Annotated in this window: 14 protein-coding genes and 1 tRNA gene; 9 read left to right on the top strand and 6 right to left on the bottom strand. The window is 53.0% G+C overall.

What is annotated here, in order from left to right:
* Positions 1 to 47: 47 nt before the first annotated feature.
* The 3 genes from efeO (at position 48) to phoH (ending at position 3799) form a co-directional block, all read left to right on the top strand.
* Positions 48 to 1160, top strand: a complete 1113-nt coding sequence (efeO, locus tag BY447_RS03295; protein WP_033783355.1) for an iron uptake system protein EfeO — start codon at positions 48 to 50, stop codon at positions 1158 to 1160.
* A gap of 2 nt (positions 1161 to 1162) precedes the next feature.
* The gene (efeB, locus tag BY447_RS03290; RefSeq protein WP_110330511.1) at positions 1163 to 2440 is read left to right on the top strand and encodes an iron uptake transporter deferrochelatase/peroxidase subunit; all 1278 of its coding nucleotides are present in this window, start codon (positions 1163 to 1165) and stop codon (positions 2438 to 2440) included.
* Positions 2441 to 3010: 570 nt separating this feature from the next.
* Positions 3011 to 3799 carry a phosphate starvation-inducible protein PhoH gene (gene phoH / locus BY447_RS03280; protein ID WP_033732961.1) on the top strand — a complete coding sequence of 263 codons (789 nt, stop codon included), beginning with the start codon at positions 3011 to 3013 and terminating at the stop codon, positions 3797 to 3799.
* A gap of 193 nt (positions 3800 to 3992) precedes the next feature.
* Here the strand turns inward: phoH and BY447_RS03275 are convergent.
* From BY447_RS03275 to eptA, 6 genes are all read right to left on the bottom strand, one after another.
* Positions 3993 to 4080: transfer RNA gene (locus BY447_RS03275), tRNA-Ser, on the bottom strand.
* Positions 4081 to 4351: 271 nt separating this feature from the next.
* A complete protein-coding gene (gene msrA, locus BY447_RS03270) occupies positions 4352 to 4885 on the bottom strand; it encodes a peptide-methionine (S)-S-oxide reductase MsrA (RefSeq protein ID WP_110330509.1) in 534 nt (177 codons plus the stop codon).
* Between the two features lie 59 nt (positions 4886 to 4944).
* Entirely contained in the window at positions 4945 to 5511 is a 567-nt protein-coding gene (locus BY447_RS03265) for a flavin reductase family protein (protein ID WP_033783350.1), read from the bottom strand.
* Positions 5512 to 5821: 310 nt separating this feature from the next.
* Complete coding sequence (gene pmrB, locus BY447_RS03260) at positions 5822 to 6880, bottom strand: two-component system sensor histidine kinase PmrB (RefSeq protein WP_110330508.1); 1059 nt, start codon at positions 6878 to 6880, stop codon at positions 5822 to 5824.
* Positions 6877 to 7557, bottom strand: a complete 681-nt coding sequence (gene pmrA, locus BY447_RS03255; RefSeq protein WP_010670822.1) for a two-component system response regulator PmrA — start codon at positions 7555 to 7557, stop codon at positions 6877 to 6879. The genes pmrB and pmrA overlap by 4 nt, the downstream gene beginning before the upstream one ends.
* A complete protein-coding gene (gene eptA / locus BY447_RS03250) occupies positions 7557 to 9185 on the bottom strand; it encodes a phosphoethanolamine transferase EptA (RefSeq protein ID WP_110330507.1) in 1629 nt (542 codons plus the stop codon). The genes pmrA and eptA overlap by 1 nt, the downstream gene beginning before the upstream one ends.
* A 452-nt stretch (positions 9186 to 9637) precedes the next feature.
* On the opposite strand from eptA, the gene otsB reads away from it, so the two are divergent.
* The 6 genes from otsB to motB all read left to right on the top strand — a co-directional run bounded on the left by otsB (position 9638) and on the right by motB (position 15764).
* Positions 9638 to 10426, top strand: coding sequence for a trehalose-phosphatase (gene otsB, locus BY447_RS03245; RefSeq protein ID WP_110330506.1), 789 nt, complete (start codon positions 9638 to 9640; stop codon positions 10424 to 10426).
* Complete coding sequence (gene otsA, locus BY447_RS03240; protein ID WP_110330505.1) at positions 10423 to 11859, top strand: alpha,alpha-trehalose-phosphate synthase; 1437 nt, start codon at positions 10423 to 10425, stop codon at positions 11857 to 11859. The genes otsB and otsA overlap by 4 nt, the downstream gene beginning before the upstream one ends.
* A gap of 1017 nt (positions 11860 to 12876) precedes the next feature.
* Positions 12877 to 13230, top strand: coding sequence for a flagellar transcriptional regulator FlhD (gene flhD / locus BY447_RS03230; protein ID WP_033783345.1), 354 nt, complete (start codon positions 12877 to 12879; stop codon positions 13228 to 13230).
* Positions 13227 to 13805 carry a flagellar transcriptional regulator FlhC gene (flhC, locus tag BY447_RS03225; RefSeq protein WP_013358233.1) on the top strand — a complete coding sequence of 193 codons (579 nt, stop codon included), beginning with the start codon at positions 13227 to 13229 and terminating at the stop codon, positions 13803 to 13805. The genes flhD and flhC overlap by 4 nt, the downstream gene beginning before the upstream one ends.
* A 133-nt stretch (positions 13806 to 13938) precedes the next feature.
* Positions 13939 to 14826, top strand: coding sequence for a flagellar motor stator protein MotA (gene motA, locus BY447_RS03220; RefSeq protein ID WP_003849139.1), 888 nt, complete (start codon positions 13939 to 13941; stop codon positions 14824 to 14826).
* Positions 14823 to 15764 (top strand): flagellar motor protein MotB, encoded by a 942-nt coding sequence (gene motB / locus BY447_RS03215; RefSeq protein ID WP_033783344.1) that lies wholly within the window; start codon positions 14823 to 14825, stop codon positions 15762 to 15764. The genes motA and motB overlap by 4 nt, the downstream gene beginning before the upstream one ends.

The following is a 15764-nucleotide window of genomic DNA, read 5'->3' as shown; positions in this document are numbered from 1 at the left end:
TTTTTTGGCGCGCCCGTCGCGCCTGCAACTTAACAGGGAATATCGAGATGACAATGCGTTTCCGCCGCAAGGCACTGCTGCTTCCTCTGCTGGCAATCTCCGCATCGGCGACCGCAGCGGTTCCTCAGGTTACCGTAAGCGTCAATGACAGGCAGTGTGAGCCGATGAGCCTGACGGTTAAGGCTGGCAAAACCCAGTTCCTGATTAAAAACAACAGCCAGAAAGCGCTGGAGTGGGAGATCCTCAAAGGCGTGCTGGTGGTGGAAGAGCGTGAAAACATCGCGCCGGGCTTCAGTCAGAAGCTGACCGCTAATCTGGAAGCGGGCGAATATGAGATGACCTGTGGCCTGCTGAGCAATCCAAAAGGCAAGCTGATTGTAAAGGGTGAGGGCGCAGCGACAAACAGCACTTCCGCACGTATGCAGCTGGAAGGGCCGATCACCGAATATAAAGCTTATGTAACGGAGCAGGTTAACCAGCTGGTGAGCAGCACTCAGGCGTTCACGGACGCGGTTAAAGCGGGCGATGTGGAAAAAGCCAAAGCGCTGTTTGCCCCGACCCGTCAGTACTATGAGCGCATTGAGCCGATTGCTGAGCTGTTCTCCGATCTCGACGGCAGTATCGATGCCCGTGAAGATGACTACGAGAAGAAATCAGCCGATCCGAAGTTCACCGGTTTCCACCGTCTGGAAAAAGCTCTGTTTGCTGATAACAGCACCAAAGACATGGCGGACTACGCGGATAAGCTGAATAAAGATGTGAAAGATCTGCAGGTGCGCATCAGCGAACTGGCTTTCCCGCCAGCCAAAGTCGTCGGCGGCGCAGCCGGTCTGATTGAAGAAGTGGCTTCCAGCAAAATCTCCGGCGAAGAAGATCGCTACAGCCGCACCGACCTGTGGGATTTCCAGGCCAATATTGATGGTGCACAGAAAATCGTTGAGCTGCTGCGACCGCTGGTGAGCAAAGCGAATCCGCAGCTGCTGGCCAAAGTTGACGCCAACTTCAAAAAAGTGGATGCGATCCTGAGCAAGTACCGCACCCAAACCGGTTTCGAATCCTATGAGAAGCTGACCAGCGCCGACCGTAACGCGCTGAAAGGGCCGATCACCGCCCTGGCGGAAGATCTTTCATTACTTCGTGGCACTCTGGGTCTGGATTAATCATGAGTCGTAAGGAAGATGACGCGCAGCCTGCGCGTCGTCGTTTACTGAAAGGACTGGGTCTGCTGGGCGGCGCGGCGGCCATCGGCGGCGGCTGTCCGTTCCATACCGCTGCCGCTGACAGCTTTTCGCCGGGTACGGTGACGCCACAGGCGCGACAGCAGACGCAGCCGTTTTATGGTCAGCATCAGGCGGGAATCACGACGCCCCAGCAGGCATCAATGATGCTGGTGGCGTTTGATCTGCTCAGCAGCGATAAAGCCGAACTGAAGCGTCTGTTTCAGCTGCTGACCGAGCGTATCGCCTTTCTCACTGCGGGCGGTCCGGCACCTGCGGTCACCAATCCGCAACTGCCTCCGATGGATTCCGGTATCCTTGGGGCGACTATCGCGCCGGATAATCTGACGATTACCGTGTCGGTCGGGCATTCGCTGTTTGATGAACGCTTTGGTCTGGCGCCGCATAAGCCGAAAAAATTGCAGCCGATGACGCGCTTCCCCAATGATTCGCTGGATGCCAGCCAGTGTCACGGCGATTTGCTGTTACAGCTCTGTGCCAACACTCAGGATACGGTGATTCATGCCCTGCGTGACATCATCAAGCATACGCCCGATCTGCTGGGTGTACGCTGGCGGCGCGAAGGTTTCATCTCCGACCACGCGGCACGCAGTCAGGGGCAGGAGACGCCGATCAATCTGCTGGGCTTTAAAGATGGCACGGCGAATCCGGATACCCGTGATTCTGCGCTGATGAATCAACTGCTTTGGGTGACCGCGGACCAGGAAGAACCTGTCTGGGCACGCAACGGCAGCTATCAGGCGGTGCGGCTTATCCGCTTTCACGTGGAAATGTGGGACCGCACGCCGCTGGGTGAGCAGCAGACCATCTTTGGACGCGAGAAGCTGAGCGGTGCGCCGCTGGGAATGAAGCATGAGCGTGACGTGCCGGATTATGCCCGTGACCCGGATGGCGACGTGATTGCACTGGATGCACATATTCGCCTTGCTAACCCTCGCACACCTGAGACGGCCAGCAGCCTGATGCTGCGACGCGGCTACAGTTACTCGGCGGGTATCTCCGCCTCCGGCCAGCTGGAGATGGGGCTGCTGTTCGTCTGCTACCAGCACGATCTGGAACGTGGATTTCTTACCGTGCAGCAACGTCTGAACGGTGAAGCGCTGGAAGAATATATCCGGCCTTTTGGCGGCGGTTACTTTTTTGCTTTGCCCGGTGTCCCCGACGCCAGCCATTATTTAGCGCAGCCGTTGCTGGAGTCCTGATTAAATTTTAACCATTGCAGGCGGCTCATCCCTGACCGCCTGCCTTTTCGGTTTCAGCACTTTGCTTACTGAGTTTTCGCTGAGATTAAGCCATGCTCTGGCATATATCAAATAAGCTAATTCACTGTAATCTATGAATTTTACATCTCGCCTTAAAAGAAATAGTTACGTGTGATTAGCAATTCCTTTGCCAGCAGGTAAAATTACTATTGCAAAAGTCCAACGAAATGATGCACTTTATTCAACAGGCGTAATCGGATGTGTCGATGTATCACACTGGAGTTCGCGCATGGGTCGAGTTTTTTATGGAACGTTACTGCCACTGAATAAATTGCGCCTGACCGCGAGGGCAATTCTGCCTCGTTATTTCTCCCTTCCTTCAACCATTTCTTTTGTCTTAGCACAGCCTGTTTTATCCGGTGTTCAGCCACGCTATTGCGCTGCTGCATACCCACTATCCTGTCCTGTCATGGCTCAAAAGGAAGCCAACTGAAACCTCTAAAGCGTTCACGTAATCGCAACGGGCCACCGGCCTCGCGCAGGAAATGAAACCAACTGAAAGGTGCCACTATGGGAAGACAGAAAGCAGTGATCAAAGCGCGTCGTGAAGCGAGAAGAGTGCTTCGTAATGACTCACGGAGTCATCGTCAGCGTGAAGAAGAGTCGGTCACTTCGCTGGTGCATATGAGCGGACTGGATGCGATTGGCATGGCGCGCGATACGCGTGACCGGCTACCGATTGAAGCCCGTAATGAAGCTCAGGCGCACTATCTTAATGCCATAGGAACGAAACAGCTGATCTTTGCAACCGGTGAGGCCGGATGTGGTAAAACCTGGATCAGTGCTGCGAAAGCAGCTGAGGCCCTGATCAATAAGGATATCGACAGGATTATTGTTACGCGCCCGGTACTTCAGGCAGATGAGGATTTGGGATTCCTGCCCGGTGATATTTCTGAGAAATTCGCCCCTTATTTCCGCCCGGTTTATGACATTCTGGTTAAACGTCTTGGCGCATCATTTATGCAATATTGTCTGCGTCCGGAAATTGCCAAGGTAGAGATTGCGCCCTTCGCCTATATGCGAGGCCGCACCTTTGAAAATGCTGTGGTGATTCTGGACGAGGCGCAGAACGTGACCGCCGCGCAGATGAAAATGTTCCTGACCCGACTGGGCGAAAACGTCACGGTCATTGTTAACGGCGATATTACCCAGTGCGACTTGCCCGCTGGGGTGCCTTCCGGTCTCGCGGACGCGCTGGCGCGTTTTGAAGAGGACGAGATGGTGGGCATTGTGCGCTTTGGCAAAGAGGATTGTGTGCGTTCTGCGCTGTGTCAGCGCACCCTGCACGCATATAGCTAGCGTTTGATTGAGTAGAAGTGTAGCGCCCAAACCCGGCTCCGGCCGGGTTTTCTTATTGTGGGGTAGCGTCGCACGCTCCGCTGTCCAGCATGCTGCGCATGCGGTCGTTCTCCGGCGGGGCTTCTCACCCCTCTTACTGTGCAATATTCAAAAAAAAAAGCCTGAACGTTTGTTCAGGCTCTTCTTCAGAATGTGGCGGTGAGAGGGGGATTCGAACCCCCGATACGTTGCCGTATACACACTTTCCAGGCGTGCTCCTTCAGCCACTCGGACACCTCACCACATTTACTTCGCTGACCGCGCTGGGTCAACGGGGCGGTACTATAGGGAGTCGGCTGAAAAGGGTCAAGCACTATTTTTTTCTTTCGATCTATTCGCTTAAGCTCTGAACGAATCGATTTACTGCGGCTTAAAACCGGGCATTTATGCGCCATATTCCACAGTAATAAAGAAGCCGATCGGGTCATGTTAAGGACGGCGTGACGACTGAAATAACCCGGAGCGGCGTCCGGGCCTGTATCCCAGCCAGACGCCGCTCCGTCAGACGCTAAGTCAGCTCTTCACCCGATTAGCGAAGCTCTTACGCAGCTTCTGCAGTTTCGGTGGGATGACTGCCATGCAGTAACCGTTGCGCTGACCGGCACCTTCCCAGTAATCCTGATGATAGGCTTCAGCGGGATACCACTCTTTCAGCGGCTCAATCGTGGTCACAACCGGCACATCATGATCAGCCTGGGCGCGTTTAATGGCGGCGCGCGCTTCTGCTTCCTGCTCGGCATTCGCCGGGAAAATGGCAGAGCGATACTGGGTGCCGATATCATTGCCCTGACGGTTCAGCTGTGTCGGATCATGCGTGACAAAGCTGATATCCAGCAGATCGCCATAAGTTACCTGCTCCGGATCAAAGCCAATGCGGATCGCTTCTGCATGACCGGTTGCGCCGCTGCAGACCTGCTCATAGGTCGGATTAGGACGGGCACCGCCGGTATAGCCGCTTTCAACCGACTCAACGCCGATCACATCCTTAAATACCGCTTCGGTACACCAGAAACAGCCGCCAGCGATAACTGCGTATTCGATTGCCATAATAATTTACTCCTGTCAGGTCGAAAGAGGTGAATGGGGGCGCAGCAGAGCGCTTTCAACTAGATGAGCATCTCCGGTTTAAAATCTCCGCTCTTATCCAGCATTTTGTCGCTCATCACGCTAAACCGGCCTTCACCGGTGTAGTGCAGGGTCGGGGGATATTCGGGCTGCTCAGCGACATGCGCTTTGACGATCTCAAAAATAAACAGGTTGTAGCGGGCGACCATGGCGTCGTCATAAAGCTGACATTCAAAGCTGGCAAAACATTCGGCAATCATCGGCGCACCCACTACCTGAGCCGGCTCCGGCGTCAGGCCAAACGCTTCAAACTTATCAATACTGTCACCGTGGCTGTTGCCGACAGCCACCACTTCATTAATCAGCGAGGCGGAAGGAATATTCAGCACGCACTGACCGCTGTTGCGGATCAGCTCGTGGCTGTGATTCATACCGGCAATCATGCAGCCGACCAGGGACGGCGAGAACTCCAGCACCGTGTGCCAGCCGAGCGTCATGATGTCATGCTGATCCTGATACTGCGAGCTGAGCAGCAGAACCGGTCCCGGCTCAAGGTATTTGCGGGCTTTGCTGACCGGAAAAGCATATTTGTGCATGCGTTGGCTCATGGCGTAGCTCCTTTAACGGAAGGGTGCCATTAAGTGTAGAGCACACTGCGGGTGCGGCGGAAAGGTCAGCAGCCATAAAGGCAAGGTCAACGGGGAAACAGGGCAGTGCAGACATTTTTAACGACAGTCTCACGAGCTTAAGGTTTCCTTAATATGCAGTCGCGATACTGCCTGCTTTAACGGAGGATAATGCTATGAAAACTGCGCCTGCTACCCTGTCTGTCACTGCTTCACGTCCGATGAGCGAATATGCGGCACTGCTGATCGCCGCAGCAACGGTTGTTCTGTTCCTGTCTGCCTGGTTTACCGCTTAAAACTTAATGACGGCCCGGCAACCGCTCCGGTCGCGACGGTTCTCTAAGAAAAACTGAAAACGGTGTAACTGGACGATGCGGCTGACAATGCTCAGCCCGAGTCCGATACCGCCATAGCGACTGTCCATCCGGATAAACGCTTTACTCAGCTCGCCACTTTTACTCTCATCAATGCCCGGTCCCTCATCTTCCACTACCATCATGGGCTGTGGCACAGACAACAGCTGCACGCTTATGGTGCTGTTATCCGGGCTATAGCGATGGGCGTTCTCAACCAGATTACGCAGCAACATCTTCAGCAGGGTCGCATCACCACGCACAAACTGCTCCTGCGGCAGATCCAGCACCATCGTCTGCTGATGCGCCTCCAGCATAATACTCAGCTCCGCTTCCATCGGCAGGATCACATCTTCAATCAGCCCGACGTTTTGATAGGTGCCCGAAGTGAATGACTGTCCGGCGCGCGCCAGATTCAGCAGCTGCGACACGCTGTGCGTCATCTGATCAAGACGCTGCACCAGCGGCTGAACTTTGACATCGCTGTTGCGTTCGATTAACTCCAGATGCAGCCGTAATCCCGCCAGCGGTGTGCGCAACTCATGCGCCACGTCGGCGGTAAACAGCCGTTCGCGCTCCAGACTGCTGTTGAGGCGGGCGACCAGCTGATTGATCGCCTGAGTCACCGCATCGATCTCATGAACCTGACTGTGACAGGCGACGGGATCGAGATTCTCTTCGCTTCGGCTTTCGAGTTCCCGCTGCAGCTGATAGAGCGGCCGGGTGATCCATTTCACCGCCTGATAGCAAAGCAGCAGCGTCAGCGTAATCATCACCAGGCTCGGCACCGCCAGGCTGGCCACCGCTTCATGCACTTCGCGCTTCACGTGACTGTCCATGTTGCGCTTCTGCAGTTGGGCTTCCACCAGAAACTGAATCTGCTCTTTACTCTCATGCCACAGCCAGACCACGCTGATCACCTGGAAGACCAGCAGAATCAGACCAATGGTCAGGATCAGGCGAAAGCGCATACTGCGGTGATCGAAACGTTTTATCATGTTGCCTCGCGAACGCCATCCTGCGTCACCAGCGCATAACCAAACCCGCGCACGGTACGAATGGCGCTTTTGCCAATTTTGTCGCGCAGATTATGGATATGCACTTCCAGCGTATTAGTAGAAGGCTCGGTCTCCCAGTTATAGATGTCCTGATAGAGAATTTCCCGGTGAACCGGATTGCCGGCCTTCAGCATCAGTCGTGACAGAATCGCAAACTCTTTGGGTGTCAGATCCAGCAGCACATCGCTGAGGGTGATCTGACGATGGGTCATATCCAGCGCCAGCGCACCCACTCTGACATGACTGTCGCCCTGATTGACGTGACGGCGAATCAACGCGCGGATCCGCGCCAGCAACTCATCCAGCGAAAACGGTTTAATCAGATAGTCGTCAGCACCCGCGTCGAGCCCGGCAATGCGCTCGCTGATGGTGTCGCGTGCGGTAAGTATTAGTACCGGCGTCATCTTCTTCTGCCGCCGCAGGCGTATCAGGAAGTGCAGTCCATCTTCATCCGGTAAACCCAGATCCAGCACCACCAGACTATAGAGACCGCTGGCGAAATGCGCTTCAGCATCCCGCACCCGCGTCACGCCATCGCAGACATAGCCTTCGCCTTCCAGCGCCAGCATCAGGCCTTGCAGTAGCAGCGCATCATCTTCAACAATCAGTATCTTCATTAAGGTTGGCTCCGACACGACGTCAAAATATCATCCGCAGGCACATATTCGTGGGTCGCGGTGCCGGTTAATCCCAGCATGGTTGAAAACAGATTATCCTGTGAAAAATCGTCTGTCGCCGCCAGTTTATTCAGACAGCCGCGATTAACCGCATAACGTTTCTGATAATCATCGGAAAGCCAGATCAGCATCGGCACATGTTTCTGCGTATCCGGGGCAATAGCATAGGGCAGGCCATGCAGGTAAGCGCCATTTTCACCCAGCGATTCACCGTGATCGGAAAGATAGACCAGGCTGGTGGTGAAGCGATCCTGATGCGCGCGCAGGACATTGATTGCTTTATCGACAATATGATCCACATTGACCAGCGTGTTGTCATAGGTGTTGATCAGCTGTTGTTGCGAACAGTCCTGAATCTGATTGGTATCACAGGTCGGTTCAAACTGACGGAACTGTGGCGGATACCGATGGCTGTAGGTCGGGCCATGACTGCCAATGGTATGCAGGACAATGACCCCGTTGCCTTTCAGCTGACTGATGTAGTCGTCCAGCCCGTGGAACAGCACGTCGTCATAACACTCACCATTAATACACATGCCGGGCAGGTTCAGGCTGGTCATGTCCTGATGCGGCACCCGGTCACAGGCACCTTTGCAGCCACCATCATTTTCATTCCATAACACACTGATGCCAGCGCGCTGAATAATATCCAGCAGTCCCTCCTGATGCGCAGCCAGCACATCATCATAGTGCGCGCGCGGCATGTTGGAGAACATGCAGGGCACCGAAACCGCCGTCGCCGTGCCGCACGAGGTGGTGTGCGGGAAGTAGATCACATCGTCTTTCGCCAGTAAAGGATTGGTCAGACGACCGTAACCGCCCAGCGAGAAGTTTTGCGCGCGCGACGTCTCTCCCAGCACCAGAATCGTCAGATTTGGCTTACCGCTGCTGCGGCTGGGCTGCAGATGGGCATCTTCACCGATGCGCACCAGCGGCACATTCTGCAGTTGCTCATGCTTATACCAGGAGAGCGTTGCCGCAATGCTGTTCGACGGGCTGAGCGCTTTAACCAGCTCGCGGTTGTTGCGGAACAGCGAAGCGTAATCTTTATAGAAGAGCAGGGCGACCAGCACGATCAGCGCGGCGGAAAGCAGCACGCTGAGCAGTCGCGCCAGCACGCCACGCCACTGCTGCCGTTTTATGCGCGGCCAGAACACCAGCAACGCCATCAGCACGCCCGAGGTGAGCAGGGTAAGAAGCAGCTGCGGCGTAACTAGCGCAAAGGATTCAGAAGCGGTGGTATCCATCATGTTGGTGATCATCGAGCGATCGACCACGATGTTATAAGTCTGAATAAAAAACTGTGCCGACGCAGAGAGCAGAATAAACAGGGCGGCCAGCAGCCGATCCAGCCAGACAAACGAGGCCAGCGTAATCACGATGTTAATCACGCTAAAGGCGACTACAGGCATCGTTAAAAATACCAGCGTGGTATGCAGGTTGTTCAGCGGCATGACCGCCAGCACCTGACGGTAGTAGGCAATATTAAGGAAAACCGCGATATAAACCGCAGCCAGGATCAGCAAGCTAAGGCGGCTAATCAGCGGCCTCTTCAGGGTAAACGCCATGTGAGCAGGAACCAGAGTAATAAAAGTGTCACGAGATTGCGCTTTCTATATTAGGAATACCTTAAGAAGCTTAAGCTTTGAAGAATGTCATTTGTATGGAGTGTGTAACGGGTATCATGCCAGCGTGATGCGGACCGATACCGCTACGATTATAAAAAAAGAACAGGTGTGAATGGCGCTTTTATGCTGACTTAACCGCAGCGGCTGGCATGAAAAGTGCATCTTTCTGGCATAACCCCTGTTAATGACTACACTTAATGTGAAGATGTTCTCAGTTAGCCAGTATTGTCAGCAATGCGCTTGCAAGTTTGAGGAGAGTGACCTATCCAATCATCGCGTTTTACCCCTCAATCATCGTTTTATCAGAATTTCCCGCTTGCTGACCTGACTGCGTCAGGACATTCTTGTTTTAACTCAATGTTTTATTAAATTTGATTTTCAGGAGAAGTAACGTGACCCAAGCGGCAGACACCCATGCCAGGTACCCGACACTAAGTAGCGGGCAGTACGCCTTCTTTTTTGATGTCGATGGTACGCTGGCAGCGATACAGTCCCGTCCCGAAGCGGTATTTATTCCTGAGCAGGTCATCGCACAACTTCAACAGCTCTCTGCGCTTTCTCAGGGCGCACTGGCGCTGGTCTCCGGCAGACCCATCGAACAACTGGATGCGCTGGCTGCACCATGGCACGGCCCGGCGGCGGGCGTGCATGGCGCTGAGCGTCGTGATGCAGAGGGGCATGTGCAGCGCATCAGCCTGCCTGTTGAGGTCGAAAAAAATCTCAGGAAGGAATTGCAGGATGCGATGGCATGCTGGCCTGGCACTCAGCTTGAGGTGAAAGGTATGGCCTTTGCACTTCACTACCGTCAGGCGATGCAGCATGAGCAGGATGTGTTGCGACTGGCTGAACAGTCAGTGAAGCGTTTCACGGGACTGGCGCTTCAGCCAGGGAAATGCGTGGTTGAGATTAAACCGGCAGGCATCGATAAAGGTGCCGCAATCAGCGACTTTATGCAGCAGCCCCCTTTTGCCGGACGCACGCCAGTCTTTATTGGCGACGATTTGACGGATGAGAAGGGCTTCCTGGCCGTTAACGAACGGCAGGGCGTCTCAGTTAAAGTCGGCGAAGGGTCAAGCCAGGCCGGTTATCGGCTAAATGATGTCGATGCCGTTTATGGCTGGCTGGAAAGAACATTATTACTATTAGAGCAAGACAACGTCGGTAAGGAGTTTAGGTTATGAGTCGTTTAGTGGTTGTATCTAACCGTGTCGCCATGCCAGATGGGTCTAAAACCAGCGCTGGCGGCCTGGCCGTTGGCATTCTCGATGCACTGAAAAGCACCGGTGGATTATGGTTTGGCTGGAACGGTGAAATCAGCGAGTTCACCGGCGAAGAAGTTGAAGACGTCAGTGTGCAGAAACATGAAGGTATTGAGTATGCTTCCTTCCCGCTGAGCCAGAACGATTACGATCTCTATTATTGCCAGTTCTCGAATACGGTTATCTGGCCCGCCTTCCATTATCGCCTCGATCTGGTGCAGTTCCAGCGTGAAGCGTGGGAAGGGTATTGCGAGGTTAATGACGCGGTGGCGCAGCGTTTAAAACCGCTGATCAAACCGGATGATATTGTCTGGATCCACGATTATCATTTCTTACCGTTTGCTGCCGCGCTGCGTCGGGCCGGGATTAATAACCGCATCGGCTTCTTCCTGCATATTCCGTTCCCGACGCCAGAAATATTCAATGCACTGCCTCCGCACAAAGAGCTGCTGGAAATGCTGTGTGAATATGACCTGCTTGGCTTCCAGACTGAATCGGATCGGGTGGCCTTCCTGGACAGCGTCAGTCAGCTTACGCAACTGCAGAATAAAGGCGACAAAAAGCATCGCGCTTTTGGCAACACCTTTATGACTGAGGTCTATCCGATCGGGATTGAGCCAGACAGTATCAAAGAGATGGCCGAAGGGCCACTGCCGCCGAAAATGGCTGCCATGAAGAAAGAGCTGGGCGATGCACGCAACATTATTGCCTGCGAACGTCTCGACTATTCCAAAGGGCTGCCGGAGCGCTTTCTTGCCTATGAAGCGCTGCTGGAAAACTTCCCGCAGCATCGCGGCAAAATCCGTTACTCGCAGATTGCACCGACCTCACGTGGTGATGTGCAGGCCTATCAGGATATCCGGCATCAGCTGGAGACCGAAGCAGGACGGATTAACGGTAAGTACGGTACGCTGGGCTGGACCCCGCTTTACTACCTTAACCAGCATTTCGACCGTCGCCTGCTGATGAAAATCTTCCGCCTGACCGATGTAGGTCTGGTGACGCCGCTGCGTGATGGCATGAATCTGGTCGCGAAAGAGTATGTCGCTGCGCAGGACCCGGACGATCCTGGTGTACTGGTGCTGTCGCGCTTTGCCGGTGCCGCTAACGAACTGACCTCAGCGCTGATAGTGAATCCGTATGACCGTGATGAAGTCGCTGCTGCGCTGGATAAGGCGATAACCATGCCGCGAACCGAAAGGATTTCACGCTACAACGACATGATGGCGGTATTGCGCAAAAACGACATTACTGCCTGGCGTGAGAGCTTCCTGAAGGATCTGGAGCGCATTGACCCACGCAGCGTTGACCACAGCACCGCGAACAAGGTAGCGACCTTCCCGAAACTCGCCTGACCTGAGCCTTTATCGCAATAATGGAAGCAGCGATACCACCCTGGTATCGCTGCTTTTTTTTCGGCCCAGCTCACAGAAAACTCGCCCGCTATCTGTTAAAGACGCTGTGCGGCGATTTTGTGCCAATATCCTCAGTGGCGGCGCAGAGTGGCCCGATATATGCAGAGAACCTCAAAAACCCAGTCATACCGCTGCCCGCCGCTTTCTTTAACTACTTTGCTAAAGTTTTTTTTCAGACTGCCGATAATGATAGTGCCAACGTATAACCTGCCGTTAATTCATTCGCCTTTCTTATGTAACCCCTTGTTACATCGGGTGTCGGAGCCTGAACATTCTGCTGTCACTGTTAACGCCAGGTTGCCAGAAGCCCCTCTTACTGCCGTAGAAACCTTAACGATTTCATTACTCACACCCTGCGATACTCCCCTTAAGTAACTAATTTAACAGCAAATAACGCCCCACCTTTCTAGCATAATATGCTGACAACCCTCTTTTAGATGGTTCTAAATAGGGTGTTAAAACGATTAACACCCGATAATCATTCCGGACTGCTTAAAGCGTCGAATAGCGATGCTTTTACCCCCTATTAAACCTTTCTCAGGACAAATTGGACTTAAAAACACACTTTTTTGTTCAAAAAGTGACCAGTCGGTAAGTAATCGTAAAGGGTTGCTGAAGAAATTTGCGTTAAAAGTGTGATCTGCATCACACTTTATCTAAAATTTCATCTGACTGTCGTTGTATGTCGAAATCAGACGATATAGATTTGCGTTGTTTTCGGAATAGTCCTAAAAAACGTAAGAAGACGTCACGGAAGATGTCCTGAACTCGAAAATAGAATGGCATGGATTTTCGACCTTCAGTGGGTCTGAAACCCACGAAAATAGAAGGCGAAAAACAGTGACATTGAAATTATGTGAAGTTTTTTTGCCATCTTTTGATTTAACAAACAGCAGCTCGAACCGCAGGTTTTAATCTGCGATACAGTTACGTCGCATCTCTCAGGATGGAAAAATAATGGGCACCTCTGAAGTACTGAAACATATTTATGACCTCAATTTGTCTTATTTACTGCTCGCGCAGCGTTTAATTAACCAGGATAAAGCTTCTGCAATGTTTCGCCTCGGCATTGACGAGAAAATGGCGAACGCATTATCTGAATTAACATTGCCTGAGATGGTAAAAATGGCGGAAACCAATCAACTGGTTTGCCAGTTCCGTTTTACCGATAGCAGCACCATTAATCGCCTGACGCAGGAATCACGCGTGGATGATTTACAACAAATCCACACCGGCATTTTATTATCGAGCCGTTTATTGCGTAATGCGTCTAAAGATGAAGCGTCTGCTAAAAAGAGAGCAATGTCATGAGTGAGAAAAGTATTGTTCAGGAAGCACGTGATATTCAGCTCGCGATGGAGCTGATCACTTTAGGTGCGCGCTTACAGATGTTAGAGAGTGAAACTCAGCTGAGCCGTGGTCGTCTGATCAAGCTCTATAAAGAGTTACGTGGCAGTCCGCCGCCAAAAGGCATGCTGCCGTTCTCCACGGACTGGTTTATGACGTGGGAGCAGAACATCCATGCTTCTATGTTTTGCAACGCCTGGAAATTTTTACTGAAAACCGGTTTGTGCAGCGGTGTCGATGCCGTAATTAAAGCCTACCGTTTATATCTCGAACAGTGTCCGCAATCGGACGAGGGCCCGCTGTTGGCGCTGACCCGCGCCTGGACCCTGGTCCGATTCGTTGAAAGTGGCATGCTGGAACTGGCGGATTGCAAATGCTGCAATGGCAGCTTTATTAATCATGCGCATCAGCCGGTTGGCAGCTTTACATGCAGCCTGTGCCAGCCACCATCACGTGCCGTAAAAAGACGTAAACTTTCTGCAGAACCTGCCGATATGTTTCCACAACTGCTGGATGAACAGGTTAAACACGCCGTTTAAGTTTGTTCGCACTGTGGAAGCCATCCAGCAGCGGTTAATACCGCTGCTTTTTTTTTGCTTGCGGTTCAGGAATAACCTCTGCGGCTCTCTGGCTTAACTTCCACCAACACGTTACGGACGTAAGGATTTTTTTGTGCTGATAATTATAGGTTACCTGATTGTTTTAGGCTCCGTGTTGGGCGGATATGCGCTGGTAGGTGGCCATCTGGGCGCACTTTATCAGCCAGCCGAATTATTAATGATCGGCGGTGCCGGTGCCGGTGCTTTTTTAGTCGGTAACAATGGCAAATCGATTAAAAAAACGCTGAAAGCGCTGCCTAAGTTATTTCGCGGTTCCAAATACAACAAAGCGGTTTACATGGATTTGATGGCGCTGCTTTATCGCCTGATGGCGAAGTCGCGTCAGCAAGGGATGTTATCGCTGGAACGCGATATTGAAGATCCCAGCCAGAGTGAAATTTTTGCTAATTATCCCCGCATCCTTGCCGATAAACAGTTAGTCGATTTTATTACTGACTATTTGCGCCTGATGGTCAGCGGCAACATGAACGCCTTTGAAATCGAAGCGTTGATGGATGAAGAGATTGAGACCTACGAACACGAGTGTGACGTACCAGCGCAAAGTATTGCTGCGGTGGGTGATGGTCTTCCGGCATTTGGTATCGTGGCCGCGGTAATGGGCGTCGTCCATGCGCTGGCTTCGGCCGATCGTCCGGCCGCTGAACTGGGTGCGCTGGTCGCGCATGCGATGGTGGGAACTTTCCTGGGCATTCTGCTGGCGTACGGGTTTGTCTCTCCACTGTCGTCAGTACTGCGTCAGAAATGCGCGGAAACCACCAAGATGATGCAGTGCATTAAAGTGACATTGCTCTCGAGCCTCAATGGTTACGCGCCGCAGATTGCGGTGGAGTTTGGTCGTAAGACGCTCTATTCCGCCGAGCGTCCATCGTTCAGCGAACTGGAAGAGCATGTGCGTAACGCCAAGAACCCGGCTAAACAGACTTCTGACGAGGCTTCATGAAACACGGCAATCGCCCCATTGTGCTGATCAAAAAGCGCAAACATAAAGGCCATGAAGGCAGCCACGGTTCGTGGAAGATTGCCTACGCCGACTTTATGACGGCGATGATGGCCTTTTTTATGGTGATGTGGCTGCTGTCGATCGCCAACCCGCAGGAGCTGGTGCAGATTGCAGACTACTTCAAAACGCCGCTGAAAGTTGCGATTACCGGCGGCGCGCGCAGCAGTGACAGTGACAGCCCGATCCCGGGTGGCGGCGACGATCCGACCAAAAAGATTGGCGAAGTAAACAAAGTCGTCGATATGGACGCCCAGAAACGCAAGCTGGATGAGATTCGCCTTAACCGGCTGCGTGAAAAGCTCGACCAGCTGATCGAAGCAGATCCGCGTCTGAAAGCACTGCGGCCGCATTTGATCATCAACATGGTGGAAGAGGGGCTGCGTATTCAGATCATCGACAGCCAGAATCGCCCGATGTTTAAGACCGGTCGGGCCGAGGTGGAGCCGTATATGCGCGATATTCTGCGTGCCATTGCGCCGATCCTTAACGACATTCCGAACCGCATCAGCCTGGCCGGACATACCGATGATTTTCAGTATGCCGGCGGTGACAAGGGCTACAGCAACTGGGAACTTTCTACCGACCGCGCTAACGCCTCACGCCGGGAACTGGTGATGGGCGGCCTGGATAGCGGCAAAGTTTTACGGGTGTTAGGTATGGCCGACACCATGCGCCTGAAAAATCGTGGCGGTAATGACGCAGTTAACCGCCGCATCAGCCTGCTGGTGTTGAACCATGACACCGAAGCAGCAATAGAAAAAGAGAACGCAGAAAGTGATGCCGTCCAGATCAGCGATCCGGCGGCCATTGAACAGATTACCGCACCTGCAACACCAGGCAGCGCGGTGAATACAGCAGCCCCCTCACAGCCGAGGTGA

Source organism: Pantoea sp. JKS000250, from assembly GCF_003201065.1.
GTDB classification, from domain to species: Bacteria; Pseudomonadota; Gammaproteobacteria; order Enterobacterales; family Enterobacteriaceae; genus Pantoea; species Pantoea vagans.
This window is presented reverse-complemented; position numbering and strand designations above follow the sequence as displayed.